The sequence below is a fragment of the Bacillus sp. 5w2 genome, assembly GCF_054353775.1.
In genome coordinates this window covers 153,270-179,863 of sequence record NZ_JBTIWT010000006.1, presented here as the reverse complement: position 1 = coordinate 179,863, position 26,594 = coordinate 153,270, and the positions used below count along the sequence as shown (strand labels likewise).

General features: G+C 34.6%; 23 protein-coding genes and 1 pseudogene. 17 read left to right on the top strand and 7 right to left on the bottom strand.

Translation table 11 applies throughout. From position 1 onward, the window contains the following. Positions 1-78: 78 nt before the first annotated feature. The 13 genes and pseudogenes from ACXY7N_RS13890 to ACXY7N_RS13830 all read left to right on the top strand — a co-directional run bounded on the left by ACXY7N_RS13890 (position 79) and on the right by ACXY7N_RS13830 (position 14,284). Positions 79-582: a nitrous oxide reductase accessory protein NosL gene (locus ACXY7N_RS13890; protein WP_016133573.1), complete on the top strand. Its 504-nt coding sequence runs from the start codon at positions 79-81 to the stop codon at positions 580-582. A gap of 258 nt (positions 583-840) precedes the next feature. Then, entirely contained in the window at positions 841-1,719 is an 879-nt protein-coding gene (locus tag ACXY7N_RS13885; RefSeq protein ID WP_016089380.1) for an ankyrin repeat domain-containing protein, read from the top strand. Between the two features lie 663 nt (positions 1,720-2,382). Beyond that, positions 2,383-3,087, top strand: coding sequence for a metallophosphoesterase family protein (locus ACXY7N_RS13880; RefSeq protein ID WP_016133574.1), 705 nt, complete (start codon positions 2,383-2,385; stop codon positions 3,085-3,087). Positions 3,088-3,237: 150 nt separating this feature from the next. After that, positions 3,238-3,909 (top strand): response regulator transcription factor, encoded by a 672-nt coding sequence (locus ACXY7N_RS13875; RefSeq protein ID WP_001238626.1) that lies wholly within the window; start codon positions 3,238-3,240, stop codon positions 3,907-3,909. A gap of 11 nt (positions 3,910-3,920) precedes the next feature. Then, positions 3,921-5,156, top strand: a complete 1,236-nt coding sequence (locus tag ACXY7N_RS13870) for a sensor histidine kinase (RefSeq protein ID WP_141537606.1) — start codon at positions 3,921-3,923, stop codon at positions 5,154-5,156. Positions 5,157-5,362: 206 nt separating this feature from the next. Beyond that, a complete protein-coding gene (locus tag ACXY7N_RS13865; protein ID WP_016089376.1) occupies positions 5,363-6,184 on the top strand; it encodes a hypothetical protein in 822 nt (273 codons plus the stop codon). Positions 6,185-6,197: 13 nt separating this feature from the next. Then, complete coding sequence (locus ACXY7N_RS13860; RefSeq protein ID WP_016089375.1) at positions 6,198-6,947, top strand: C39 family peptidase; 750 nt, start codon at positions 6,198-6,200, stop codon at positions 6,945-6,947. A gap of 239 nt (positions 6,948-7,186) precedes the next feature. Then, positions 7,187-8,230: pseudogene (locus ACXY7N_RS13855) on the top strand (HAMP domain-containing protein); the annotation flags it as partial. Further along, a complete protein-coding gene (locus tag ACXY7N_RS13850; RefSeq protein ID WP_437435021.1) occupies positions 8,222-9,169 on the top strand; it encodes a methyl-accepting chemotaxis protein in 948 nt (315 codons plus the stop codon). The pseudogene ACXY7N_RS13855 and the gene ACXY7N_RS13850, both read left to right, overlap by 9 nt. Positions 9,170-9,247: 78 nt before the next feature. Continuing rightward, positions 9,248-10,852, top strand: a complete 1,605-nt coding sequence (locus ACXY7N_RS13845; protein ID WP_016089373.1) for a sensor histidine kinase — start codon at positions 9,248-9,250, stop codon at positions 10,850-10,852. Next, entirely contained in the window at positions 10,849-11,556 is a 708-nt protein-coding gene (locus ACXY7N_RS13840; protein WP_048567119.1) for a response regulator, read from the top strand. The genes ACXY7N_RS13845 and ACXY7N_RS13840 overlap by 4 nt, the downstream gene beginning before the upstream one ends. 122 nt (positions 11,557-11,678) lie before the next feature. After that, positions 11,679-13,025, top strand: a complete 1,347-nt coding sequence (locus ACXY7N_RS13835; RefSeq protein WP_000512725.1) for a 2-hydroxycarboxylate transporter family protein — start codon at positions 11,679-11,681, stop codon at positions 13,023-13,025. 59 nt (positions 13,026-13,084) lie between these two features. Beyond that, positions 13,085-14,284: an NAD(P)-dependent malic enzyme gene (locus tag ACXY7N_RS13830; protein ID WP_016089371.1), complete on the top strand. Its 1,200-nt coding sequence runs from the start codon at positions 13,085-13,087 to the stop codon at positions 14,282-14,284. Between the two features lie 170 nt (positions 14,285-14,454). Here the strand turns inward: ACXY7N_RS13830 and ACXY7N_RS13825 are convergent, their stop codons facing one another. Both ACXY7N_RS13825 and ACXY7N_RS13820 read right to left on the bottom strand, forming a co-directional pair. After that, positions 14,455-14,979 (bottom strand): DUF4871 domain-containing protein, encoded by a 525-nt coding sequence (locus ACXY7N_RS13825; RefSeq protein WP_098485857.1) that lies wholly within the window; start codon positions 14,977-14,979, stop codon positions 14,455-14,457. A 115-nt stretch (positions 14,980-15,094) separates the two neighbouring features. Beyond that, on the bottom strand, positions 15,095-16,021 hold the full coding sequence (locus ACXY7N_RS13820; protein WP_098485856.1) for a DMT family transporter: 927 nt from the start codon (positions 16,019-16,021) through the stop codon (positions 15,095-15,097). A 120-nt stretch (positions 16,022-16,141) separates the two neighbouring features. Between ACXY7N_RS13820 and pdxR the strand changes: the two genes are divergently transcribed. Continuing rightward, positions 16,142-17,542, top strand: a complete 1,401-nt coding sequence (pdxR, locus tag ACXY7N_RS13815; RefSeq protein ID WP_016089368.1) for a MocR-like pyridoxine biosynthesis transcription factor PdxR — start codon at positions 16,142-16,144, stop codon at positions 17,540-17,542. 33 nt (positions 17,543-17,575) lie between these two features. On the opposite strand, the gene ACXY7N_RS13810 is transcribed toward pdxR, so the two are convergent. From ACXY7N_RS13810 to ACXY7N_RS13800, 3 genes are all read right to left on the bottom strand, one after another. Further along, positions 17,576-18,088, bottom strand: coding sequence for a GNAT family N-acetyltransferase (locus ACXY7N_RS13810; RefSeq protein WP_000351216.1), 513 nt, complete (start codon positions 18,086-18,088; stop codon positions 17,576-17,578). Between the two features lie 145 nt (positions 18,089-18,233). Further along, positions 18,234-19,697, bottom strand: a complete 1,464-nt coding sequence (locus tag ACXY7N_RS13805) for a sensor histidine kinase (RefSeq protein ID WP_016089367.1) — start codon at positions 19,695-19,697, stop codon at positions 18,234-18,236. Positions 19,698-19,762: 65 nt separating this feature from the next. Beyond that, a complete protein-coding gene (locus ACXY7N_RS13800) occupies positions 19,763-20,434 on the bottom strand; it encodes a response regulator transcription factor (protein WP_016133579.1) in 672 nt (223 codons plus the stop codon). Between the two features lie 330 nt (positions 20,435-20,764). Between ACXY7N_RS13800 and ACXY7N_RS13795 the strand changes: the two genes are divergently transcribed. After that, complete coding sequence (locus ACXY7N_RS13795; RefSeq protein WP_001068388.1) at positions 20,765-20,887, top strand: hypothetical protein; 123 nt, start codon at positions 20,765-20,767, stop codon at positions 20,885-20,887. A gap of 397 nt (positions 20,888-21,284) precedes the next feature. Here ACXY7N_RS13795 and ACXY7N_RS13790 read toward each other — a convergent pair whose 3' ends face one another. Then, positions 21,285-21,791: a GNAT family N-acetyltransferase gene (locus tag ACXY7N_RS13790; protein ID WP_016089365.1), complete on the bottom strand. Its 507-nt coding sequence runs from the start codon at positions 21,789-21,791 to the stop codon at positions 21,285-21,287. Positions 21,792-22,017: 226 nt separating this feature from the next. Beyond that, entirely contained in the window at positions 22,018-22,824 is an 807-nt protein-coding gene (gene fdhD / locus ACXY7N_RS13785) for a formate dehydrogenase accessory sulfurtransferase FdhD (RefSeq protein ID WP_016133580.1), read from the bottom strand. Between the two features lie 301 nt (positions 22,825-23,125). Between fdhD and fdhF the strand changes: the two genes are divergently transcribed. Both fdhF and ACXY7N_RS13775 read left to right on the top strand, forming a co-directional pair. Continuing rightward, the gene (fdhF, locus tag ACXY7N_RS13780) at positions 23,126-26,062 is read left to right on the top strand and encodes a formate dehydrogenase subunit alpha (RefSeq protein WP_088083209.1); all 2,937 of its coding nucleotides are present in this window, start codon (positions 23,126-23,128) and stop codon (positions 26,060-26,062) included. A 12-nt stretch (positions 26,063-26,074) separates the two neighbouring features. Next, positions 26,075-26,557 (top strand): helical membrane plugin domain-containing protein, encoded by a 483-nt coding sequence (locus ACXY7N_RS13775; protein ID WP_001040528.1) that lies wholly within the window; start codon positions 26,075-26,077, stop codon positions 26,555-26,557. The last annotated feature ends 37 nt before the right edge of the window (positions 26,558-26,594 follow it).

Below are 26,594 nucleotides of genomic sequence, written 5' to 3'. Positions count from 1 at the left end.
AGCACATTATTTTTTCACAAATCTCACACAACTTTTTGATATGCTCCTTGTGGAAGATACGGTTAGGGAGGAAATAAAATGAGAACAAAGTATGTCATGCTTGCTATATGCTTATTCTTTGTCTTTACAATAGTAGGATGTGGCAAAAAACAAGCAGAGGCTGTGGCAATCGATGAGAAACATGATAAATGTGATATTTGCCAAATTGGGGTAATAGATAATCAATTTGCAACAGAAATCATTTTAGAAAATGGAAAAGCATTAAAATTTGATGATATTGGTTGTATGTATAAATGGATGGAGATTAATCCAGGTGAAAAGACGAAAGAGAAATTTGTTCGTGATTATGATTCGAAAGAGTGGATCTCATTAGAAGATGCGACTTACGTATATGATAAAACAATAACAACACCGATGGCTTATAATGTTATTTCATTTGAAAATAAAAAGGATGCAGAGAGCTTTGTGTCTAACTACAAAGGGAAAGTTCTTTCATATAAAGAGCTAGCAGAGCATAAATGGGAAATGAATAAAGAAATGATGGGGAACCCGAAAAAGGGAAATCACGGTGGACATCATTAATAATAGAAAAGGATAACTATATAGTTGTCCTTTTTTTATTATTACTCAGGTGCAAATATAGAAAAGGTGTAAAATTTTTAGAAGAACGGTTACAATGGAATATAGTAACCTAAAGCAATCATTTATGCACTTTTTAGAAATGTATACAAATGCGGTAAAATCGTGCTAAACTAATTGCTTCGCTAATATAGGTTGAGAAACATAGGTATAAGTTTAGATAATCCGATTAAAGAAGGAATATAAAGAACTTATGGATAAATGTACTCAAGAAGAGTTATTGTATGTGATGGAGGAATGGTTAAGAAAACATTATCTTTCATAGGAGCTGTAGTTGTGAGAAAACAAAAAATTTTATTATGTATGTTATTAGGACTTTTAATGACGGTAGTGGCTTGCGATAAGCAAGAGGAGCCAGAATCGAAACCGGTTCATGTGAAAAACGAAAAGAAAAAAGAAAAGCATAAAGAACAGGAAGAATCTAAAGAAGAAAAAAGTATAAATTTAATGGACAAACAGTTGCTACTTTCTGCGACTCTTGGAGACACAGAAACAGCTATGAAGCTGATTCAAGATGGAGCCAATATAAACGTAGAAGGTGACAACGGAGAAACGCCTATCCTTGCAGCAACGTATCAAAATCATGTAGAGACAGTTAAGGCATTAATTGGTGCAGGTGCTAATATTGAAAGTAAAGATGAGAAACAAAGTAATCCATTTCTTTATGCAAGTAGAGAAGGATATACAGACATTGTAAAGCTACTAATTAATGCAGGGGTTAATACGAATGAAATTACTAAATCAGGTGGAACAGCACTCATTTCTGCATCTGAACGTGGCCATGTAGAGGTTGTAAAAGAATTATTAGAGCATACAGATATTGATGTGAATTATAGAAATGCTCGTGGTGGAACAGCTTTAGTAGAAGCAATCGTATTAGGAAATGGTAGTGAAAATCATAAGAAAGTAATTCAAATGCTTATTGACCACGGGGCAGATGTAAATATGGCCAATAAGGAAAATATTACGCCACTGCAATATGCTGAAAAAAGAGGTTTTAAAGATATTGCAAATATGTTGAGGGTAGCTGGAGCGAATGAAGTAGTACAGCCACAGCCACAACCACAACCAGTGGAATAACAAGTGTGAAATAATCCCATTTAGATAGACAGAATGAAGAAGTCATTTAGTATGATAGATTCAGTAATGTGTATTTAAATGGGATTTTTATTTTGAAAAAATTATTTGATGGGAGGGATAGATACATAGTAACTAAGGAAGAGAAAAATGAGATTTTCAGAACTTGAGTTAAAAGCAATTTAAGCAGAGATTTTACTTATTTATAATCAACTAGGAATAATAAATAAGTAAATGAATATGGCAATAAGAAAACCGCATCCTTTTTCAGGATACGGTTTTCTTACAAGGAGATAAGGGATCAAAAAAATGAAGAAGTCTTATCTCTTTTATATGAGTAAAGGGTCTAGAATGAATCTTGTCCTTTTCATTATTTGTTTAACTCCATTGCAACTTGTTTGCCATTTACGAAAACCTCTGCCACTGCTACTACAACTTCCATCACTTTTTTCATTTCTCATCTCTCCTTGTTTTTTGTCTCATTTCTTACTTTTAGTATAAGGAAATATAGAAATTGTAACTATCGAATTGGATGACAAGAGACTTACATTGTTGTAAGGATAATCGTTTTATTTGTAAGAAACGTGATTTTGAATATGGATTCAGAAATTTCTGTTGTTTTGAACTATAATTAGAAAGAGAGTGGTTTAGAAAGAAGGGGATAATATGAAAAGGATTCTTGTTATTAGTGATATTCATGGAGAAATAGAAAAGTTCGAACAGTTATTGGAAGAAGCTCAATACGATGCAAGAAAGGATCAATTAATTTTATTAGGGGATTATGTAGATCGTGGTCCCAATGCGCGTGCTGTAATTGAAAAGGTAAAAGAGTTAAAAGAAGAGGGAGCCCTCGTCCTAAAGGGAAATCATGAAGATATGATGATTAAAGCGTTAACGACTGATGAGGAACGTTCATGGAACCATTGGGTAAAAAGGAATGGTGGAGATAAGACTTTATACAGCTATGGATTTGCAGAAAAAGATATTGTGGTTAATGAAGAAGCCTTCCAAAAACCAATTTTACAATCGAATGTTTTAAAGGAACATGTAAAGTTTATTCAAGAATTAGATCATTACGTTGAAATAGAAGAGTATATATTTGTACATGCTGGTGTTGAGCCATTGAAGCGAGTTTCGGAATGTGAACCATATACGTTAATGTGGATTCGTAATGAGTTTCATAATGGATATAGTGGCGAAAAGGTTGTTGTATTCGGCCATACGGAAACAAAAACACTTCATGGTAGTGAGAATTGCGGCGTGTATTTTGGTAGTAATCGTATTATAGGGATTGATGGCGGTGCTGTATATGGTGGCCAGCTAAATTGTTTAGAATTGCCGAGTAAAAAGGTATACGTAGTAAAAAGTTGAAAGAGATAAGGGGAGTCTTATTTCTTTCAATTTTTTATTAAGAAAAATTTAAGAAAGAATTTTTATAATAAATCTTTCAAATTTTATATTGAGAAAAACGTTAAAATATAATTATAAATAGGATTGAACAATATGGTGGAAGGTGAGAATATGCGCTTACTCGTAGTAGAAGATAATGCTTCTTTATTAGAGTCTATTGTCCAAATATTACGCGATGAATTTGAAGTAGATACAGCATTGAATGGAGAAGATGGATTATTTCTAGCATTACAAAATATATATGACGCCATTTTGCTTGATGTGATGATGCCAGAGATGGACGGGTTTGAAGTGATTCAAAAAATACGAGATGAAAAGATTGAGACACCAGTCCTTTTTTTGACAGCGAGAGATTCTTTAGAAGATCGCGTGAAAGGCTTGGACTTTGGTGGGGATGACTATATCGTTAAGCCATTTCAGGCTCCAGAGTTAAAAGCGAGAATTCGTGCTTTATTACGACGAAGCGGTAGTTTAACAACAAAGCAGACTATTCGTTATAAAGGGATTGAACTGTTCGGAAAAGATAAAGACGTTCAAGTAGATGGACAAAGTATGAAGTTAACATTAAAACAATATGAGCTTCTAGAGTACCTTGTTCAAAATAGCGGAAAGATTTTAATGCGTGAACAAATTTTTGATCGTGTTTGGGGATTTGATTCAGATACGACAGTAGCAATTGTAGAAGTGTATGTACATCATTTACGTAAAAAATTAGAGCCATTCGGTTATCAGAAAGATATTCAAACTGTTCGAGGTATTGGATATATATTAAAAGAACAATGAAAAAGGGAAGCATGTTTCAGAAGACGCGTATTCGATTGACTATATTGAACTCATTAGTATTTATCATTTTGATAGGCGTATTAGGTAGTATTATTTATTCGTACACGTATAATCGTATTTATAGTGAAGTAGATAAATCGATAGACAAAGCCGTTCAGCATAGAGAAAATTCAGATGATAAAAAAATAACTAAAAAAATTAGGGGATATCCTCCAATTGGGGATCCTAGGATAATGAAGTTAACTTGGAGTGGAAAAACTGTGGAGATAGGTACGGGAAATCCAAAATTCCGTCTTATTTTTGAAGAAAACTTAGAAATGTTTGCTCCAAAAAAGTCAGGTTCTTTGCAAGATATAGAAGTGCAAGGGCTATATTTTAGAACGTTTGCATTTCAACAAGATGGAAAAATAGTTCAAATCGTACGCGATATAACAGCTGAAGAAGAGATGCTAAATACTTTATTTTTAATTCTCGTTATTGGCTGTAGCATAGGAAGTCTATGTGCAATAGGAATTGGCTTTTTCTTAGCTGGTAGAGCACTCGTACCCATTCAAAATTCATGGGAAAAACAGCAACAGTTTGTTTCTGATGCATCACATGAATTAAGAACGCCACTTGCAGTCATTCAATCAAAAACGGATGTGTTATTCCAATCCCCATCCGCTACGATAGAAGAAAAAGCAATGGATATCTCTACAATTTCAAAAGAATGTAGGCGGTTATCGAAACTCGTTAGTAATTTATTATTGCTAGCACGTTCTGATTCTAATCAAATTGAGATGGATAAGAAAATATTTGAAATGGATAAATTGTTAGAAGAGATAGTAGATCCATATAAGGAAATTGCTTCCTATCAAGAAAAAGAGATGATATTGAAAGTGGAGCATGACGTATCATTTATGGGTGATAGAGAGAGAATCCATCAAATGATGGTCATATTGTTAGATAATGCGATGAAGTATACGAATGAAGGTGGGCATATACAAATCGATTGTACGCAAACGAATAGCTCGATTCGTATACGAGTGAAAGATGACGGGATAGGAGTGGAAGATGAGGACATCCCAAAATTATTTAATCGTTTTTATCAAGGAGATAAAGCGAGAAGTGCGTCAGAAGGAGCGGGATTAGGCCTTTCAATCGCGAATTGGATTGTAGAAAAGCATTACGGGAAAATATCAGTAGAGAGCAAATGGGGAGAGGGGACTTGTTTTGAAGTGAACCTACCTAAAAATCAAAGAATATGAGTTAGAAGGCGATCTTGTTTTTTACAAGGTCGTCTTTTTTAAGGGAAAGTTAAGAAACTATTTATAACATGTATTATATACAGAAAGTTCGTCGCATAAAGAAGCGATTATAAAAATGTATTTGAGCAGATTATATCGATCAAAATGTTATTTCAATTATGTATAGGGAATGATGAAAAAGAAAGTGTAAGAGGGAGGAATTAATTTTGAAAAAGAAAATGATGACGGTATTCACTATTGGAGTAATGAGCTTAAGCATACTAGGGGGTGCCTCTCCTTCTGAAACATCAAAAGGAAAGACAGATTACACGCAACGCAGTAAAGAGCAATTAAATAATGGAAAGATACATGCGGTGCATACAGAAGAAAAGGCGGAGAATCTAGGTATTGAAACGGAAGGAAAAGAACAAATTACGCTAGAAAAAGAAATCCATGAAACAGAAGTAGGAAGGGAAGCAGAACAGTTAGGCATTTCAATTGAAGGAAAAGATGTTGGAACTCTTACAGAAGAAATCTATGAAACAAAAGTGAAGCAAGAAGCGTTAAAGTTAGGCATATCTATAGAAAATACATCGATTGTAAATTTAATTACTCAAATTAATACGATTAAAATTAATGATGAAGCGGGTAAATTAGGTATTTCGACAAATGGAAAAGAAATAGAGGACATTGCGGAAGAAATCTACGGAACGAAAGTAAGAGAGGAAGCAGGGAAGTTAGGTATTTCACAAAAAGGAAAAGAGATAGAAGCGTTAGCGCAAGAAGTGTACGAAAAAAAAGTGCAGGAAGAAGCAAAAAATTATCATATTGATTTGTATGGTAAAGATATATATCAAGTATTAAGCGAAATTAATGAACAAAAAGTGCTACAAATGGCGGATGAGCTTAATATGGACAAAATGAATATGAACGTTCAAGAATTAGCAGAAAAAATAAAAAAGAATCAGCCTGAAAAAGGAAAAGAACTAAATTTTATACCGGTGATTCGAACGGATGCTGACGCGTTTTATTCTTATTTAACGAACTAAAAAGGGCGTGAGAGTGATACGGAGGTTTAAGTGGTATATATGTATAGTATTACTATCTATAGCAGTATGGAATGTATATACAAATGGAATTACAAAGTATATGGAGAAGTTAACATTCTTCAATATACAAAATGGAAAAGAAGCGGAATTTAGTAATAATGATGAAAAGATTATCTTATCAAATGTTCCTTTAATTCAGCAATTACCAGAGTTAGATAGAGGCTGTGAAGTGACGAGCTTAGCGATGATGTTACAATACGCAGGTATTACAGTGGATAAGATGAAATTAGCAAATGAAATAAAGAAAGTTGATTTTATGAAAGATGGTGTACGTGGGAATCCGAATGAAGGATTTGTAGGAAATATTTATACGTTTTCTGAATCTGGATATGGTGTATATCATGGACCACTCTTTCAATTAGCGAAAAAGTATTTACCTAACAAATCTGTGGACTTAACAGGAAAGAGTATAGAAGAACTTTATAAGAGTGTAAAATCAGGACAGCCGGTAGTCATGATTACAAATGCAACATTTGAGCCATTAGATGAAGATGAATTTACTACATGGGAAACAAATAGTGGAGATGTTTCTATTACGTATAATGAACATTGTGTAGTGCTTATTGGATATGATAAGGAATTTGTATATATTCGAGATCCTCTCGAGGATAGCCTAGATGTAAAAGTGCCAAGAGAAAACTTTGAAGAGGCATGGGTACAAATGGGGAGTCAGGCAATTAGTTATGTGAAAAGCTCTAAATGAATTAGTAAAGAAATAGATGTAAAGAATTGTAAGGGGAGTTTTTGTTAAGAAATAAGAGAACTTCAGCTTATTATATAAGCTGAAGTTCTCTTATTTTTTATGATTAAATCTTTAGAAGTAGTGAATATGAAAAAACGCATAATTGACAAAAAAATTACATGTTATCATTATATATTGTTTTATATATGTTAATTGTATAAAATTACACAAGTATTCACATTACATAAAGGAGGCTTATTATGCAAAAAATATTTAACTGGGTTAAATGTATGAGTATCAAGAAAAAATTAATCATTTCATTTTTTCTTATTTTAACTATACCAGGACTTATTATCGGTGGTGTTTCATATCAAACTGCCAAAACAAATTTTGAACAACAAATTACAGGTAAAGCAAAGGAAAATATTTCTGTTTTAAATACTGTTATTTCTCAAAATATAGAAGAGAAATTTGTTGATGCGGCGTACTTTGCAGACGTCTTAACAGAGGATACATATCCAAACGGACAAGAAGAAATAGTAAGAACGAAGTTAGCTCAATATATAAAACTCCATCCAGAAGTAGAAGGTATTTATATTGGAACACAGACGGGAAAGTTTATAAGAGAACCATTTATCCAAATGGCTGATGGGTATAATCCAACAGATAGATCTTGGTATAAAGAAGCACATGAAAATAAAGGGAAAGTAATTGTTACTGCACCATATCAATCAGCATCTACTAAAAATATGGTAGTGACAATTGCTAAAGAAGTAAAAGATGGTAAAGGTGTTATAGGAATTAACTTAAATTTAGATAACATCTTAAAAATTTCCAAAATGATTAACATTGGTGAAAAAGGTTATGCAGTTATTCTAGATCAAAATAAGCAAATTGTTAGTCATCCATCTAGAAAACCAGGTGCAAAAGTTACTGATCCGTGGATTAAACCAATTTATGAAGAAAAACAAGGAAATGTGTCTTATACAGAACAAGGTGATAAAAAGAATTTAATCTTTGCAACAAATGAGAAAACAGGATGGAAAGTAGTTGGAGTTATGTTCGACGAAGAAATTACTCAAGCTGCGAATCCAGTGTTTTATAAGACTTTGATTGTCATTGCTATCGCTATTGTATGTGGTAGTGTATTGATTTATTTCATTACAAAGTCTATTACAAGACCATTAAGAAAAATAGCTGACTCGGCACATAAAATTAGTAAGGGAGATTTGACAGAGAAAATTACAATCCATTCCAAGGATGACATAGGGAAATTAGGGAATTCATTTAATGAAATGTCTGCCTCTTTACAAGATGTGATTACTCAAATTAGTTTTTCAGCAGAGCATGTCGCTGCATCGGCTGAAGAGTTAACAGCGAGCGTACAGCAAGCAAATGATGCGACAGATCAAATTACAATTGCAATGGAACAAGTATCAGGTGGGGCTGAATCACAAAGTCAAGGTGTTGAAGAAGGTGCGGCTACATTACAACAAGTAAATACAGCAATTCAAGATGTAACTGGAAGCGCGGAATCAATTTCTATCTCCTCATTACATGCGAGAGAAAGAGCTGAAGAAGGGGAAGAATTGGTTGAACAAACAGCAAAACAAATGCAGTCTATTTCTAGATCGGTATCCGAGTCAGATGCTATTATTAAACTTCTTGATGAGAAATCAAAGCAGGTAGGAGCTATTTCTGAAGCGATTCAAAACATCGCTACTCAAACGAACTTATTAGCTTTAAATGCGGCTATTGAAGCGGCAAGAGCAGGTGAACAGGGCCGAGGGTTTGCTATTGTAGCTGATGAGGTTAGAAAATTAGCGGAGCAATCAGGAGAATCATCTGGAGAGATTGCAAATTTAATTGCAGAAATTAAGGCGGATATTGAACATACTGTTAAGGCGATGGATAATGTGAATGGAGAAGTTCAACAAGGCCTTGATGTTGTAACAAAAACGAAAGCAAGTTTTACGGAAATTTTAAGTTCTACTACACATATTGTTTCTCAAGTTAATCAAATGGTAGAAACAACGAAGAGAATTGCTGGAGATGCAAATGAAGTGACAAATGCTATTGATGAAATTGCAGCGGCTGCAGAAGAAAATACAGCTAGTATGCAAAGTGTTGCTGCTTCAACAGAAGAACAAGTGAATTCAATGGAAGAAATTAGTTCAGCTTCGCAAAACTTAGCTGGGATGGCCGAAGAACTACAAGCCATGACTAGTAAATTTAAAGTATAATAACAGCAGATAAGTAAGGTGATATTATTTTCACCTTACTTATTTTTCTATTCAGCAATTAGGGGAGTCATTAACGGGATGAAAAAAAGAAAAAGACTATGGAATTTATGGAAAACGATTACATTGTTAGTTTGTACAGTTGTAATTTTTTCTTTACTTGTGACAGATATATTAATTAGTCATAATGTAGAACGGACGACGGAGGATAGCCAAGCAGAGAAAGCAAAAACAATTGCACACATTGTGGCGAATGATTCAATTGTAATCGATGGTTTGATTGGGAAAGCAGATACTTCTGCAATCCAAACGTATACAAATAGAATATTAAAAAACACAGGTGTTCAATTTATTGTAGTTATGGACATGAATGGAATAAGAAAATCACATCCAAATCCTCAAAAAATAGGCCATCATTTTATTGGGGGAGATGAAGGGCCTGCATTGAAAGGAAAGGAACATGTATCGCTGGCAGAAGGAACTTTAGGTATTTCAATGCGAGTGTTTGTACCTGTATTTTCTGAAACAGGTGAACAACTTGGAGCGGTGGCAGTTGGTATTTCAGCAGATAATGTAAAAGAGAGAGTTAAGGAAAGTAGATATATCATTTACATTGGTGTCGGAGTTGGAGTACTAGTCGGAATTATAGGAGCAATATTATTAGCTAGACATATAAAGAAAAGTTTATTTGGTCTTGAACCTCACAGGATAGCGAAAATTCTTGAAGAAAGAAATACGATGCTACAATCTGTAAAGGAAGGTATTATTGCTGTAGATAAAGAAGCTAATGTAACTTTAATAAATAATGAGGCAAAACGATTGTTTAAGAAAAGTGGACTTGAAGAAGATTTTATCGGTAAAGATGTTGAGTTGTATATGCCTAATTCACGTATAAAAGAAGTATTACAAACGGGAGAGGTACAATTAAACGAAGAACAAAATATTTATGGAATTACGATTGTGACGAATCGTGTTCCTTTATATGTAAAAGGAGAAATAGTTGGTGCAATTGCAACATTTCGTGATAAAACAGAGGTTAGAAAATTAGCAGAAGAATTAACTGGTATTAGACTATATGCGGAAGCATTACGGGCACAATCGCATGAATTTATGAATAAAATGCATGTCGTATTAGGACTTACACACATGAAGCAGTATGAAGAATTACAGAAGTATATAAGCGGTATGGTATCAGAGCATCAATATGAAATTGGTGGGGTTATGGAGAGAATAAAAAGTCCAGTATTTGCTGGTTTTTTACTTGGGAAACTTAGCTATGCTAGAGAGAAAAATATAAAATTAATCATAAGTGAAGATTCTTACATGCCGGAAATAGATGATGAAAGTATTATTCATGAACTAATTACGATTGTCGGAAATTTAATTGATAATGCATTAGAGGCAGTGACGAATTGTGAAAAGAAGCAAGTTGAACTTGAGATACAATATGGGGATACATTAATCATTACAGTACAAGATACGGGGAAAGGTATACCAGAAGAAGAAATAGGGGCATTATTTACGAAAGGTTATTCCACAAAGGGAGATAACCGTGGTTATGGTTTGTATCTTGTAAAAGAAAGTATACAGCGAATAAATGGGGAAATTCATATGCATTCATTAGTAGGAAAGGGAACAACGATAACAATTGAAATACCTAAAGGTAGGGATGAGAGGCAAATATGATTAAAGTTTTAATTGTAGAAGATGACCCGATGGTAGCAATGTTAAATACGCATTATTTAGAGCAAGTAGGAGGGTTTGAACTTGTTCAAGCAGTTAACTCCGTTAAAGAAGCGATAGAAGTATTAGAGGAATCACGAGTAGATTTAGTATTACTTGATATTTTTATGCCTGAAGAGACTGGATTTGAGCTTTTAATGTATATTCGGAACCAAGAAAAAGAGATCGATATTATGATGATTTCAGCTGTACATGATATGGGGAGCATTAAAAAAGCATTACAATATGGTGTAGTAGATTATTTAATTAAACCATTTACATTTGAACGATTTAAAAAGGCGTTAACTATATATCGAGAAAAGCTTACTTTCATGAAAGAACAAAAAAAAATTAGTCAATCGGAATTAGATTCGTTAATTTTGCAAAAAGAAAAAAGAGAGCCTACTGTCACTAAAGAGCTTCCGAAAGGATTAACGAAGCAAACGATGCAATTAATTTGGCAGAAGATCGAGTCGCTGAATGGACGAGCATTTACAACAGAGGAAATGGCGCAATTAGTTGGTGTTTCAAGGGTTTCTATTCGAAAATATGTAATGTTTTTGACTAGCATTGGAGTATTAGAAAACGAAATGGTGTATCAACATGTAGGAAGACCAGTGAGTAAATTAAGATGTATTGACCAAAATAAAATAGAGTTTTACGTATAAGCGACTTATTATAAGTCGCTTATACTTTTTTTAATTACAAAATCAATTACAAAACTTACAAAAACTATTTTTACTATTGAAAGCGTTTTAATATTGTTATTAAGAAAACAAGGGGGTGCCATATGGGAATTCAAAAGAATGTGGAAGCGGTATCATTTTCTGAAGGAAATGAAGTACAAAGAGAATCTTTCGCTTCTAAAATTATGAATGTAAAAATCGGTGTTATACCTTTACCGTTATATGTAGTATTGGCTGCTATTATTTATGGGGCATCTGTATATAATAAATTGCCAGCAGATATGATTGGTGGATTTGCAGTTATTATGATCATGGGTATTTTCTTAGGCGACATTGGGATGAGAATTCCAATTTTAAAAAATATCGGCGGTCCGGCAATACTTTCGTTATTTATTCCATCATTACTTGTATTTTTTAACTGGATGAATCCAGCTTCAATGGAAGCTGCGACTATGTTAATGAAAAAATCGAACTTTTTATATTTATATATTTCTTGTTTAGTAGTCGGAAGTATTTTAGGAATGAACCGTAAAGTGTTAGTACAAGGTTTCGTTCGTATGTTTATTCCTTTAGTAGTAGGGACGTTAGCTTCTGTAGCAGTAGGATTATTGGTTGGTTCACTATTTGGATTTGAAATGAAGCAAACATTCTTCTTCATCATCGTACCAATTGTGAGTGGTGGTATTGGGGAAGGGATTTTACCATTATCGCTAGCTTATAGTGATATTTTAAATGAATCATCAGCAACGTTTGTATCACAGCTTATTCCAGCAGCTATTATTGGAAATATGTTCGCAATCGTAAGTGCAGGGTATATGAAGCGTTTAGGTGAGAAGAAACCGGAGCTTAGTGGTAACGGTGTATTAGTAAAAACAGACAATCAAGCAGAGTTATTAAAAGAACAAAATACAGAGAAGCCAATTGACTTTTCATTAATGGGAGCAGGTTTATTAATTGCATGTACGTTCTTCATCTTCGGAGGATTTGCTTCTAAGTTCATCGGTATTCCTGGGGCAATCATTATGATTTTCTCAGCAGCACTTGTGAAATACTTTAAATTAATGCCAGCAAAAATGGAGCAAGGAGCATTCCACTTATATAAATTTATTTCGAAGAATTTAACTTGGCCGTTAATGGTTGGACTAGGATTGCTATATATTCCGCTAAAAGACGTAGCAGCAGTTCTTTCAGTAGGATATGTTGTTGTGTGTGCATCGGTTGTTCTTACAATGGTAGCGTCAGGTTTTCTTGTAGGGAAAGTGATGAAAATGTATCCAGTTGAATCAGCGATTGTAACTGGATGTCATAGCGGTTTAGGTGGAACTGGAGATGTTGCTATTTTATCAGCTTCAAATCGTATGGAATTAATGCCGTTTGCGCAAATTTCAACACGTTTAGGCGGGGCAGCAATGGTTGTAACGGCGACAATTTTATTAAAAATGTTTTCATGATCAAACAAGCTAGCTATATTCATATAGCTAGCTTGTCAAATTAAGGGGAGATTATAAGTATGTTAGAAAATCAAATTAATGAAAGATCATTGTTATTACATAAAGAGTTAGTAGGGAAAATTGAGATTACAAGTAAGGTAGAAGTAAATTCAGCGGATGATTTAAGCCTGACATATACACCAGGTGTAGCGGAGTCCTGTAAAGCAATTGCGGCGGATGAAGAAACAGTGTATGACTATACAGCACGTGGTAATATGGTGGCAGTTGTCTCAGATGGAACAGCGGTACTCGGTTTAGGAAACATTGGACCGAAAGCGGCTATGCCTGTTATGGAAGGGAAAAGTATATTATTTAAAAAATTTGCGAATGTAGATGCTTTCCCGTTATGTTTAGGAACAACGGATGTGGATGAAATCGTTACCCTTGTGAAAAATTTAGAGCCTACGTTTGCAGGAATCAATTTAGAAGATATTGCAGCACCGCGTTGTTTTGAAATTGAAAAAAGATTAAAAGAAGAAACGAATATTCCTGTATTCCATGATGATCAACATGGAACAGCTATTGTCGTCTTAGCAGCTGTTATTAATGCATTAAAAGTTGTTAGCAAACAAGTGGATAATGTGAAAATTGTTATTAACGGTGCGGGTTCGGCAGGAATTGCAATTGGAAAATTATTATTAAAGGCTGGTGCAAAGCACATTACGTTAGTTAGCTTAGAAGGTATTGTTTGTGAAGGTGAAGCATGGATGAACGAAGCACAAATTGAAGTTTCAAAAAAGACAAATCGAGAACATGTGCGTGGAACGTTAAAAGAAGCGATTCACCAGGCTGATATCTTTATCGGTGTATCTGCACCTAACGTATTAACGAAAGAACTTGTACAGACGATGAATGAGAAAGCAATTGTGTTTGCAATGGCGAATCCAGTTCCAGAAATCTTCCCTGAGGATGCATTAGAGGCTGGGGCAGCTGTAGTAGGAACCGGGCGCTCGGATTATGCGAATCAAGTAAATAATGTATTGGCGTTCCCAGGAATATTCCGCGGTGCGTTAGATGTGCGCGCGACTGATATTACAGAAGAGATGAAATTAGCGGCAGCATATGGGATCGCTAACATCATTACGGACGAAGAACGTAATGCGAATTATGTAATCCCGAATCCATTAGATAAAAGAGTTGTTCCGAGTGTTGCAGAAGCAGTAGCAAAAGCAGCCATTGATTCAGGAGTGGCACAGATTACGAAAATGCCAAGTTATTAATAGTTAAAAGCAGTGCCTAAAAAGGCACTGCTTTTTTGAGGTAAGAAATTAAAATAATGAAGAAGTGTAGAATTATTGATGTTCCTCCACTATTCATCTCGCTATTTGCTGGCAGTAAGACTCCCGCTCAAAATTCAGTGGGTGCAAGGAAGTATATTAGTTTTATTAACTTACTCAGCAGTAATTACAAACTGATCATAATATTTTTCATTCACATATATATTTAATACCCATAATCCAGATGAAGGTAGTGACATAGTGAGAGGGAGTTCGCTTGTAGTAGAATCGATTGTATTTGAAGCAGTCCAAGTTTGTTTGGAAGTTTCTTGTTGAAAGAGTACTTGTGTTGGAGTTACAGATCCTTGTTTTAGCGCAATAATAGATAATTTTCCTGTTGGCATTTCAGGATCTAGAAAGTACCACATTATTTCATTTTGTTCATTTGCGATAATAGGGCTATCAGCCATTGCGATTTTTTCTTCGATACCTTTTAACGGTATTTTTCCTTCTACGAAGGATGGGGCTTCTTCCCAATTTACATCTTTTAAAACACTAAGATGAAAAAAGGAAGGTGCGTTAATTTGAGAGGATGACGTTTCTAGTATTTCTTTTTTAGGTACATTTGAATCGGGTTGCACTTGCGCACAGCCAGTAATGAGAAAGGAGAAAAGTAGCATAGTTCCGATTTTTTTCATGGTGCCACACTCCTAATTTTTATTGTTAGTGTAATTGTATTTGCTAGAAGGCGGGACAATTCCTTTAAAACGTTAAAAGAGGTCGTAAGTTTTGTACGACCTCTTTTGACATTTTTTATATTTGCTCAGTTGAAAAGGTTGGTTCTCTCTCTTTTTGCGGCATCGTTAAGAAAATAACCGAAAGAACGATACATACGCCGCCTAATAATTGATAGGATCCAAAGGATTCATTTAGCCAAGCGATTGAAACGATGGCAGCTACTAGCGGTTCAATGCTAGATAAAATGCTTGTTTCTGTAGCTGCTAAATATTTCAGACTACCGATATAAAGGAGGAAAGAAAGAGTGCCACTTATGATGATAAGAATAAGCATAGAAAAAGTTTTTTGTGTAAAAGTTTGTGAAAGCTGATTCCATCCAAACGAGTGATTACAAATAAGCAGGGCGATGCCACCGATTAACATCCCCCAGCCAATTACTACAGTTGTACCGCATTCTTTAATAAGAGAAGCTGGATGAAGGGTATAAAATGCAAATCCAATTGCTGTTAATAGGCCAAAAATAATGGCTTCTTTCGATAAAACGATATTTTCAATTGAACCGTTTGTAATAATAAAGTATGTTCCTGTTAGCGCAGTTATAATTGAGAGTAGTTGCATAGAAGCAGGGAATTTTCGTTGTTCAAATGCGACATAAATGGTAATAAGAACAGGACCAAGAAATTGAAATAATGTCGCTGTGACTGCGTTACTAATATGAACCGTTTCGATAAAGGCGTATTGCGCACCGAGCATGCCCAGAATAGAGAAAATAATAAGTTGTATAGCATATCTAGGGTGTTTCCAAATTTGAAAAATATTTTGTTTCTTTATAAGTAAGAAAAATAAAATAAATATTCCAGCAAGCAACAAGCGAATTGTTAAAAAATCAATTGATGATACGTTAGTATGTTGAAATAGCCACTGAATCATCGGGCCAGATAATCCCCATAAGGTAGCTCCTGTAATAATCATAATGAGTCCAATCCGTCTACTTTTGTTCATGATCATGCATCTCCTCTCGAGTATTTGATTTTTTATGTGTGACATGATAAAAGGAATTATATATAACTTCTGGCACTGTAAAAAGTATCAGATTTTAGTTTTATTAAGGGGTCAGATATTATGTTAGAATTAACGCCTAATTTAAATACGAAAAGTAAAATAGCATTGTATGTGCAATTGTATGAGTATATAAAAAAAGAGATTAAAGATGGAACGATTGTCCCTTTTACGAAATTACCGGCTAAGCGAAAGTTAGCGATACATTTACAAGTAAGTAAAAATACAGTAGAGGCAGCGTACGAACAATTACTTGCAGAAGGTTATATTGAGTCGATATCGAGAAAAGGTTATTTTGTATGCAAGATTGAGCAAATGGTTCATGTAGAGGATAGCGGAGAGAGAATAGAAGAAGTACCGTTTCAGGAGAAGAGTTATAAATTTGACTTTACACAAACAGGAATTGATACAAATGCTTTTCCATTCAATATGTATCGGAAAATTGTAAATGAAGTATGGCAGCCGCATAATAACGAACTTCTCTTTCTAGGACACCCTCAAGGGGAAGCGAGCTTAAGAGAAGAGATTACGAATTATTTGTATGAATCTAGAGGTGTGCGTTGTTCAGCTAGTCAAATTGTATTAGGAGCGGGAACACAAATATTAGTGAAACTATTGTTTCAATTGTTAAAGGGAAGCAATTATGCAGTTGAAAACCCAGGGTATCATAGGAAGATGGTTGTTTTTGAACAGGGAGAAGCAAGAGTTCAAATGTTATCTTTAGATAGAGATGGAATTTGTATTGCAGATTTAGAAAATAGCAATGCGAATGTTGTATTTGTTACACCTTCCCATCAGTTTCCGTATGGAATGATTATGCCTATTACGAGAAGGATGCAGCTTTTACAATGGGCAAAGAAAGAAGAGAGCAGGTATATTATTGAAGATGATTATGATAGTGAATTTCGCTATTCTGGAAAGCCTATACCGGCGCTGCAAGGGTTAGATACAGAGGGGAAAGTTATTTATATGGGGACGCTATCTAAAGCATTATTGCCATCGCTACGGATGAGTTATATGGTGTTGCCGAAGAAATTAATTAAAAAGTATCAACAGCAATATTTATTTTATACACAAAGTGTTTCAAGGATGGACCAAGAAGTGATAAGAAGGTTTTTAAATGAAGGCTATTGGGAAAAACATATTCATAAAATGCGTGTCGTCTACCGGAAAAAGAGGGATCGACTTGTTTTTGAAATAGAGAAGTATTTCTCTAATCGTGTTGAAGTGATAGGGGAAGATTCGGGATTACACATTTTATTAAAAGTGCATAATGGAATGCGAGAAGAAGAACTAATTAAAGAAGCTGCAAAATATAGTATTAAAATATATCCTGTTTCTACGTACTATAAAGATGGTACTGCACCTGAAAATGTAGTTTTACTTGGGTTTGCGATTTTATCAGAAGAAGAAATTGCGAAAGCGATTCAACTATTAAATACAGCGTGGTTTAGAAGAAAGTAAAAAACATCCTCATATAAGAGAGGATGTTTTTTGTTATTTATTTTCATCTAAGAATAAGACCATATGCTCTTCGTCCCAATATTGTCCGTTATATTTTAATGAACGTTCTTGTACACCGAATGTTTTAAATCCTAATGATTCATAAAGTTTTTTTGCTCCATCGTTGCCAACAACAACATCAAGCATAACTTGTTCTACTTCTAAAGATTTAGCAAGTTCAAGACATTCTTTAATAAGTGCTTTTCCTGCTCCAAGTCCGCGTGCTTTTGGAGACACATATACAGAACCGATTTTAGCTTTATGTTCTTGTTTTACATATGGTTTCGTTTCCAGTGTTGCAACCCCGATTAATTGTCCATCTTTAAATGCACCTAGCGTATAGTTTTCATCTTGTGCTAATTTTTGTGCTTTATATTCAATCGCACACTCTTTATTAATAATATCTTCATAAGAAGAGCTGAAAGCTTCAGGATTTTGCTTTAATCCTTCTACACGAAGTTCTAAGTAAATTTCAGCTTCGTCTTTTGTTAATACATGGATATCCAATTGTATCACCCTCCAAATCTTTGACAAATGTACCTTTATTTTATATTGAAATAAGAATAATTTCAAAAGCTTAGCTTATATGAGCTGATTTTATGACAAAATAACACCAGTAGTGTTTACTACTACTGGTGTTTTCACACGCATCTTATTCAAAAGGTAGCTCAATTATAAAGTTTGTTCCTGCTCCTAATTGGCTTGTTACTAGAATGGAACCGTTATGCAATTCTACAATTTCTTTTGCAACAGCTAACCCGATACCTTTTCCGCCAGTAGCTCTCGTTCTGGATTTATCAACACGATAAAAACGATCAAAAATATGGGGGATATCTTCTTCGGGAATACCTTCTCCTTCATCATCTACACTTATTGTAAAAGAATCTGTTTTCGCGAGTACACGTATCGTAATAGATGTGTTTTCTGGCGAATGTTGATAAGCATTGTGTAATAAATTTAACATAACTTGTTCCATACGTCTTTCGTCTATGCAAACTTCTAAATCATCTTTGCAATATACATGGAGTTGCATTTGTTTGTTAGTTAATGTTGTTTTTGTTTTTTCAACCATTCGTTCTAAAAATGGTTGAAGAATAACTTTTTGTTTTTTTATAACAAACTGATGTTGTTCTAATTGCACTAGCATAAATAAATCTTGGACGAGATCAGTTACACTATCTGTTTCATCCTCAATGATTTGTAAGTATTCTTCACGCTCTTCTTTCGTTAAAGAGTCTCTCTTTGCTACCTTCGCATAACCTTTCATATAGGTCAATGGAGTTAATAGCTCATGGGCAACACTAGCGAGAAATTCATTGCGTTCTTTTTTCATATAAGTCAGTTCACTAGATAAATCTTCAATCGTTTTTGCTAAACTTCCAAGTTCATCATTCCGTTTAATACCTAATTGAATTGGTGTATTTAATTTTGACATTTTTTCTGTTGCCCTCTTCATTTTTATAAGCGGTTCTGTAATAACACGAGAAAAAACAAAGACAGAAATAGTCGTTAAAATAATTGTCAAAACACTAATGATAAGAAATTGATTCATGAGTTTAAGTAACATATTTTCTAAGAAAGATGTCTTTAATAACATATACAACTTACCTTGAAATCCTTGAAGTTCCAGCGGGCTTACTGTTGAGATGAATTTTGATTTTTTCCAGTTTTTTTCGTTAATTAATCCACCTTCTGGGATAGTCTCTGTTTTACAAGTAAGTTGTTTTTGCATTTCTTTTGTTACAGGTTCTGAGGTAGAAATAATTTTGCCGTTATTGTCCGTTATAATGATAGCTATATCAGAGTTAGCAATTAATTCTGATTCAACTAAGTGTTCAGCCGCAGTGTTGATATCAAACTCGGGGTACATAGCACGTTTAGGCCGTTTACTGTGTTCAGCGCTTTCCATGAGTTTCTTTTCTTTAGAATATACATCCCACTTCGCGCGTTTTTTAATAATTTTACTATAGCGATTTCCTTTCTCTAAAAGAGCAAGTGTTTCTTCCTCAATGCGCATTGTTGAAATGCTTTTGTAAAAAGATACAAAAGCAATTGTTTCAATACATAAAGCTAATATTAAAAAGTATGTCCCAACTTTAAGTGAAAGTTTACTCATTTTCTCACCATACCTTATTTCATATAAAGGGTCAGTGGTATACTATTGTCCACTGACCGAAGTAATTATTCACTTTTCCATTTATATCCGACTTTATAGACAGTTTCTAAGTAATCTTCAACAGGAAATCCTTTTTTGCGTAATTTATCGCGGATATTACGAATATGTGAATCGATTGTTCTATATTCAATGTCTGTTTCATAACCCCAAATTTTTTCGATTAAATCATCTCGGCTATAAGCACGGTTTGTATTTTGTAAAAATAGTCCAAGTAACGAAAACTCGATAGGTGTCAGGGAGATTTTTTCATCATGAACTGTGACAGTATGTTTTGTTTTATCCCACTCAATACCATTGAAGCTGACAAATCCATCTTTCTTTGTACGACGTAATATAGCTTCGATTCTTGCGACTAATACATGCTCATCAAATGGTTTTGTAATATAGTCATCTGCGCCCATAGTGAGACCTTTCACCATATCGTAACTTTGATTGCGGGCTGTTAGCATAATAATTGGAACGTTGGAAATTTGACGAATTTGATAGCAAGCATCCCATCCATCCATATTCGGCATCATAACATCTAACAAAATAATATCGAAGTCTTTTTGTTCTATTAACTTTAGTGCTTCAAGGCCAGAGGTAGCTTTCATACAAAAATAGCCACGAGGACTTAAGAACAGATCTAATAATCGTAACATGCGTTCTTCATCGTCTACTAATAAAATTTTTACCATAATCTTGTGCACCCCAAACTGTTCATTCTACTTGTATAGTTTACATGAAAAGAATAAAAAACTCTTTTTATGTGATTGAGTGGAAGAGTTATTTTTTCGCTCAGAGTAATTGACATAAAAAATGCACTAGTTTTGCACAACTATTTTTTATAATAGAAAACGTAGCGACACAAAATACCCTATGTTGCGACATAACGTCATGTCATTTTATTTATAAAATGACAATTCCATTCTATTGTGTATGTGAGATAGAGAGGGTTTTCGTATTCACCTCGCATCGGATAAGAAAAATTTCCTATCTCACACTTTTTTTAAAAGGAGACCATACACATGAATCCAAAAGAAGAAATTTCAAAAAAAGAAAAGCAAGATCGTAATACGGTTGTCATGTGCATTGCCGTATCTATGGTTATTATTATAAGTTGTGTAAATAAAATTTTGGGGATTTTATAATATAAAAAAAGCTTATTGCTTCTTAAGGAGCAATAAGCTTTTTTCATTATTAGGGGAATCGTTCTATATAATAAACCAAGGTAAAATTGCTAACCCAGAAGTTACAATTGCTGTAGTAAATATTAAAAGCATAGCTCGTTTGTTTTGTTTCATGTCACATTCTCCTCTACATATCAATTGAATGCTATACGTTCATTTCATGATCAGTTAAGGATGGATTTCCTCACTGAGTAAAGTTTTACTTTATATTTTTAGTATAATGAATGGAAAGGTTTGGTACGATCGATAAAGGTGACATGAAGATTACATTGTTGTAATGAAAAAAGCACCTTTTTTAATAAAAAGATGCTTTTGGGAAAATCCCCCACTGAGTAAAGTTTCACTTTATATTGAAGTATTAATCATTTAAGAACAGAACCATATGTTCCTCGTCCCAGTATTGACCGTTATGTTTTAATGAACGTTCTTGTACGCCGTAAGTTTGGAAACCTAATGATTCATATAATTTTTTGGCACCAGCGTTACCAACTACAACATCAAGCATAAGTTGTTCTACATGTAATGTATCGGCATTTTCAATAATTGATTTAATTAGAGCTCGTCCTGCTCCAAGGCCACGCGCTTTTGGGGAAACAAAAACGGAACCGATTTTTGCTTTATGTTCTTGTTTAATAAAAGGTTTTGTTTCTAAAGTAGCGATACCAATTAACTCGTTATCTTTGAAGGCACCTAGAGTATACTTATCCGGATTGCTTAATCGTTTTGCCATAGCAGCTACAGGATCTTCATGTTTAAGAACATCTTCATAAGAAGAGCTAAAAGCTTCCGGGTTCTTCGTTAAACCTTCCATACAAACTTTTAAATATATTTCTGCGTCCTCTGTTGTTAATAAGCGAATTTCCATCGTTGTAACCTCCCTGGTGGATTTCAAATAAATCCATTACTTTTATAAGATTGTGTATGCGTTTTGTTAGCAGTCTCTTTTAATTTGTAAAAGAATGAAAAGATATATGCTACAATGTTTGGTTTTTTAATATGTAATGAAATTATATATTAACTTTATTAACTATTCAAGCGTTTAATATATTACATTTTTATAACTAAAATAACTCCTCGATCGAGGAGTTATTTTAGTTATCCGATTGATAACCATCAATTCGATGTGGATGTGTGTAAATATTGCAGGATTCATTTCTAATAAACCCTACGACTGTAATGCCTAAATCGTGAGCGAGTTGCAATGCTAGTTTTGTTGGAGCGGATTTAGATAGAACAATTTCACATCCGATTTTTGAGACTTTGAGTAAAATTTCGGATGAAATACGCCCGCTAAATGCGATGATTTTTCCTTTAACAGATATATCGTTGCGCAAACAATGACCGTATATTTTATCTAATGCATTATGTCTTCCAATATCCATTCTTGATAGGAGGATATTGTTTCGATCACATAGGGCGGTATTGTGAACACCGCCGGTTTGGCGAAAGGTAGTGGAAGATTGTTGTAAAGTATTCATTAAGTAAAAGCATTCTTCAGGAGTAATTTTTACATGTATATCATGTAAATCTTTTGCTTTTGCTGCGTCGTTTACGAAAATAAAACCTTGTCTACCTTTTCCACAGCAAGAAGTGATGTATCGTTTATTATATAAAGTTTGATAGAGTGGATTTACTTTTGATGATGTTACATGGACAATTCCGTTATCTTTTTGAACCCATAGTTCTTCGACATCTTTATAGGAAGAAATAATTCCTTCAGAAATTAAAAAACCAATTACCATATCCTCAATATAATTTGGTGTGCATACGACTGTTACATATTCTTCACCATTTAATTTAATAGTAATAGGAGTTTCTGTAACAATCTCATCAAGTTGTTTTGAAAATGTACCAGATTGATAGCGTACAATTGTAGAAGTTTCTTGCGTTGGCCCCATATTAAATTCCCCTTTTATTTGTATTTCTCTCCCATATTTATCATAAAACAATGGGAAAATAAAAAACACCTATTAGCAAGAAGATCTCAGATTATTTTGGTTATTATTGTATATGTACGATATAATAGAACTGTAGAATAGTGATATTTTCAAGCTTTCGTAGTTATACCTTATAACATCTAGAATCGACTTCATAAGAAAAGTATTTGGGCAGAGCGTTTCAAAAATATGTACAGTAATGCGATTTTGAAAACGGATTCATAATTGTATTGTACAGTTGGTTGTAAGGAGAGGGGAAACTATGGCAGAACAGACAGTCCGTGTAACCGTAGATGGTGAAGAATTTTCAGCATCAGGTGAAAAGACAATACTACAATTATTTAATGAGAGTAATTTGGAACATCCTCAAATTTGTCATGTACCAGAAGTAGATCCAATTCAAACTTGTGATACGTGTATTGTAGAAGTAGATGGGAAGTTAATGCGTGCTTGTTCAACGAAGCTCGAGAACGGTATGCATATCGAAAGACAGTCACAGCGTGCAAAAGAGGCGCAGACTGAGGCGATGGACCGAATATTAGAAAACCACTTATTGTATTGTACCGTATGTGATAACAATAACGGTAACTGTAAAGTCCATAATACAGTACATATGATGGGAATTGAAGAGCAGAAATATCCGTATGAGCCGAAAGTAAGTGCTTGTGAAGTGGATATGTCACATCCGTTTTATCGATATGATCCAAATCAATGTATTGCTTGTGGACAGTGTGTAGAAGTATGTCAAAACTTACAGGTTAATGAAACTATATCGATAGACTGGAGCTTAGATCGTCCGCGTGTTATATGGGACAATGGTGTAAGTATAAATGACTCATCTTGTGTGAGTTGTGGGCAGTGTGTAACAGTATGTCCGTGTAATGCGTTAATGGAAAAAACAATGCTAGGTGAAGCTGGATTCATGACAGGATTAAAACCAGATGTGTTAGATCCAATGATTGATTTTGTAAAGGATGTAGAGCCTGGATATAGTAGTATTTTAGCGGTTTCAGAAGTAGAGGCTGCAATGCGTAAGACGAAAGTTAATAAAACAAAAACTGTTTGTACATTTTGTGGTGTCGGTTGTTCATTCGAAGTATGGACGAAAGATCGCCATATATTAAAAGTGCAACCTGTTTCAGATGCACCAGTTAATGGCATTTCCACATGTGTAAAAGGTAAATTTGGATGGGACTTTGTAAATAGTGAAGATCGTATTACAAAGCCATTAATTCGTCAAGGAGATATGTTTGTTGAAGCCACTTGGGAAGAGGCTCTTGAAGTTGTTGCATCTAATATGCAGCATATTAAATCTGAATACGGCAGCGATGCATTTGGATTTATTTCTTCTTCGAAAGTAACGAATGAAGAAAACTATCTTATGCAAAAACTAGCTCGACAAATATATGGCACGAATAATGTGGACAATTGTTCTCGTTACTGTCAATCTCCAGCGACAGACGGTTTATTTAAAACTGTCGGTATGGGTGGGGATGCTGGAACAGTGAAAGATATAGCTGAAGCAGGTCTTGTTATTATCGTTGGTGCGAATCCAACAGAAGGACATCCTGTACTTGCTACGAGAGTAAAACGTGCTCATAAATTACACGAGCAAAAACTGATTGTAGCAGACCTTCGTAAACATGAAATGGCAGAGCGTGCGGATTTATTTATTCATCCGAGCCAAGGAACGGATTACGTATGGCTTGCTGGTATTACAAAATATATTATTGATCAAGATTGGCATGATAAAAAGTTCATAGCTGAAAACGTAAAGAATTTTGATGAATATAGCAAAATGGTAGAAAAATATACGCTGGACTATACAGAGAAAATTACAGGGATTTCGAAAGAAAATCTGAAAGAAATGGCTCGTATGGTATATGAAGCAGATGGTACTTGTATACTTTGGGGAATGGGTGTAACTCAAAATACAGGAGGGAGTACGACATCAGCAGCAATTTCAAATTTACTACTTGTTACGGGTAACTATCGTCGTCCTGGTGCAGGTGCATACCCATTACGAGGACATAATAACGTACAAGGTGCTTGTGATATGGCAACATTACCAAACTGGCTTCCAGGTTATCAAGCAGTATCAGATGATACGCTTCGTGCTAAGTTTGAAAAAGCATATGGTACAACTATTCCGAAAGCACCAGGATTAAATAATATCGCAATGTTACTTGCGGCAGAAGAAGGAAAACTACGTGGTATGTATGTCATGGGTGAAGAAATGGCTTTAGTCGATTCAAATGCGAACCATGTGCAACATATTTTAGCGAATTTAGACTTCCTCGTTGTTCAAGATATGTTCTTATCAAAAACAGCTCGTTTTGCTGATGTTATTTTACCAGCGGCACCAAGCTTAGAAAAAGAAGGAACGTTTACGAATACAGAACGCCGTATTCAAAGATTATATGAAGTGTTGAAACCGCTTGGTGATTCCAAGCCAGACTGGTGGATTTTACAAAAAGTTGCTCGTGCACTGGGCGGGGATTGGAATTACGAAAGTCCAAGTGAGATCATGGACGAAATCGCATCACTTGCACCGTTATACTCTCAAGCAACGTACGACCGTCTAGAAGGATGGAATAGTTTATGTTGGGGTAGTCATGATGGTAGCGATACACCGCTATTATATGTAGACGGATTTAACTTCCCAGATAAACTTGCTCGTTTATCATTAGATGAATGGGTACCGCCAGTTGTAGCACCAGATGAGTATGATTTACTTTTAAATAATGGACGCATGTTAGAACATTTCCATGAAGGGAATATGACGAATAAGTCGGCTGGTATTTTATCTAAAGTATCTGAAGTATTCGTTGAAATTTCACCAGAACTTGCTATAGAGCGCAATGTGAAAGATGGTGGTCTTGTGGAATTAGCATCACCATTTGGAAAAATTAAAGTACAAGCGCTTATTACTGATCGTGTAACGGGGAAAGAGTTATATTTACCAATGCATGCAACAGTAAATGAAGAGGCAATCAACATTTTAACTGGGACGGCAACAGACCTTTATACGTGTACACCAGCATATAAACAAACGATGGTGAAAATGCGTGTATTACGTGAAAAAGGAAATCGTCCGTTACCATCTTCAAACCCGCGAGATAAAAAGCGTAATCCGCAAAATGGTGTTGAAATCGAGCAAAAGTGGCAAAGAAAACAATACGTATCACTTGTGGACTAGGGGGCGGAGATAGTGGCGAAAGAAATTACGTTAATTAAAAAGAAAGTTGTAACAGAGGAAGAACAGAAACAGCAAGTAGCAGATGAACTTCTAAATGAGCTATCTAATAATCGTGAAGCAGTAGAAGAAACGATGCAGCTTCTAGCACAGTTGCAGAAGGCTGGTATTTTAGATGCGGCGATTAGTTTACTTGCTGCGAAGGAAGATGTTTCAAAAATCGCTGTGGAGCAATTAAATCGTGAACCAGTTAAAAATGCACTTAACAATATGATGGGTGCGGGGGAAGCATTATCCTCAGTTGATCCAGAAGTAACAAAGCAAATTACATCAAGTTTAGTTACTGGATTACAATTTGCAACAGATGAATTAAAGAGTGGTAAAAAAACGAAGGTAATGGATTTCTTTAAAGTATTAAAAGATCCAGACATTAACAGAGCTATTACGTTTGGTTTTAGTTTCTTGAAAGCATTTGGGCAAGGACTAGAGAAAAAATAGAGCAGATGAAAGAAGTGATGGGAAGTAGCCATCACTT

Excerpts from the sequence above, each read along its gene's own strand:
- ACXY7N_RS13845 (WP_016089373.1), top strand. The coding sequence starts at position 9,248 with ATGAAAAAAAGAAAAAGACTATGGAATTTATGGAAAACGATTACATTG.
- pdxR (WP_016089368.1), top strand. The coding sequence starts at position 16,142 with ATGTTAGAATTAACGCCTAATTTAAATACGAAAAGTAAAATAGCATTG.
- ACXY7N_RS13835 (WP_000512725.1), top strand. The coding sequence starts at position 11,679 with ATGGGAATTCAAAAGAATGTGGAAGCGGTATCATTTTCTGAAGGAAAT.
- fdhF (WP_088083209.1), top strand. The coding sequence starts at position 23,126 with ATGGCAGAACAGACAGTCCGTGTAACCGTAGATGGTGAAGAATTTTCA.
- ACXY7N_RS13790 (WP_016089365.1), bottom strand. The coding sequence starts at position 21,791 with ATGGAAATTCGCTTATTAACAACAGAGGACGCAGAAATATATTTAAAA.
- ACXY7N_RS13885 (WP_016089380.1), top strand. The coding sequence starts at position 841 with ATGTACTCAAGAAGAGTTATTGTATGTGATGGAGGAATGGTTAAGAAA.
- ACXY7N_RS13795 (WP_001068388.1), top strand. The coding sequence starts at position 20,765 with ATGAATCCAAAAGAAGAAATTTCAAAAAAAGAAAAGCAAGATCGTAAT.
- ACXY7N_RS13825 (WP_098485857.1), bottom strand. The coding sequence starts at position 14,979 with ATGAAAAAAATCGGAACTATGCTACTTTTCTCCTTTCTCATTACTGGC.
- ACXY7N_RS13805 (WP_016089367.1), bottom strand. The coding sequence starts at position 19,697 with ATGAGTAAACTTTCACTTAAAGTTGGGACATACTTTTTAATATTAGCT.
- ACXY7N_RS13800 (WP_016133579.1), bottom strand. The coding sequence starts at position 20,434 with ATGGTAAAAATTTTATTAGTAGACGATGAAGAACGCATGTTACGATTA.
- ACXY7N_RS13840 (WP_048567119.1), top strand. The coding sequence starts at position 10,849 with ATGATTAAAGTTTTAATTGTAGAAGATGACCCGATGGTAGCAATGTTA.
- ACXY7N_RS13850 (WP_437435021.1), top strand. The coding sequence starts at position 8,222 with ATGTCTGCCTCTTTACAAGATGTGATTACTCAAATTAGTTTTTCAGCA.
- ACXY7N_RS13875 (WP_001238626.1), top strand. The coding sequence starts at position 3,238 with ATGCGCTTACTCGTAGTAGAAGATAATGCTTCTTTATTAGAGTCTATT.
- fdhD (WP_016133580.1), bottom strand. The coding sequence starts at position 22,824 with ATGGGGCCAACGCAAGAAACTTCTACAATTGTACGCTATCAATCTGGT.
- ACXY7N_RS13820 (WP_098485856.1), bottom strand. The coding sequence starts at position 16,021 with ATGAACAAAAGTAGACGGATTGGACTCATTATGATTATTACAGGAGCT.
- ACXY7N_RS13870 (WP_141537606.1), top strand. The coding sequence starts at position 3,921 with ATGTTTCAGAAGACGCGTATTCGATTGACTATATTGAACTCATTAGTA.
- ACXY7N_RS13890 (WP_016133573.1), top strand. The coding sequence starts at position 79 with ATGAGAACAAAGTATGTCATGCTTGCTATATGCTTATTCTTTGTCTTT.
- ACXY7N_RS13830 (WP_016089371.1), top strand. The coding sequence starts at position 13,085 with ATGTTAGAAAATCAAATTAATGAAAGATCATTGTTATTACATAAAGAG.
- ACXY7N_RS13880 (WP_016133574.1), top strand. The coding sequence starts at position 2,383 with ATGAAAAGGATTCTTGTTATTAGTGATATTCATGGAGAAATAGAAAAG.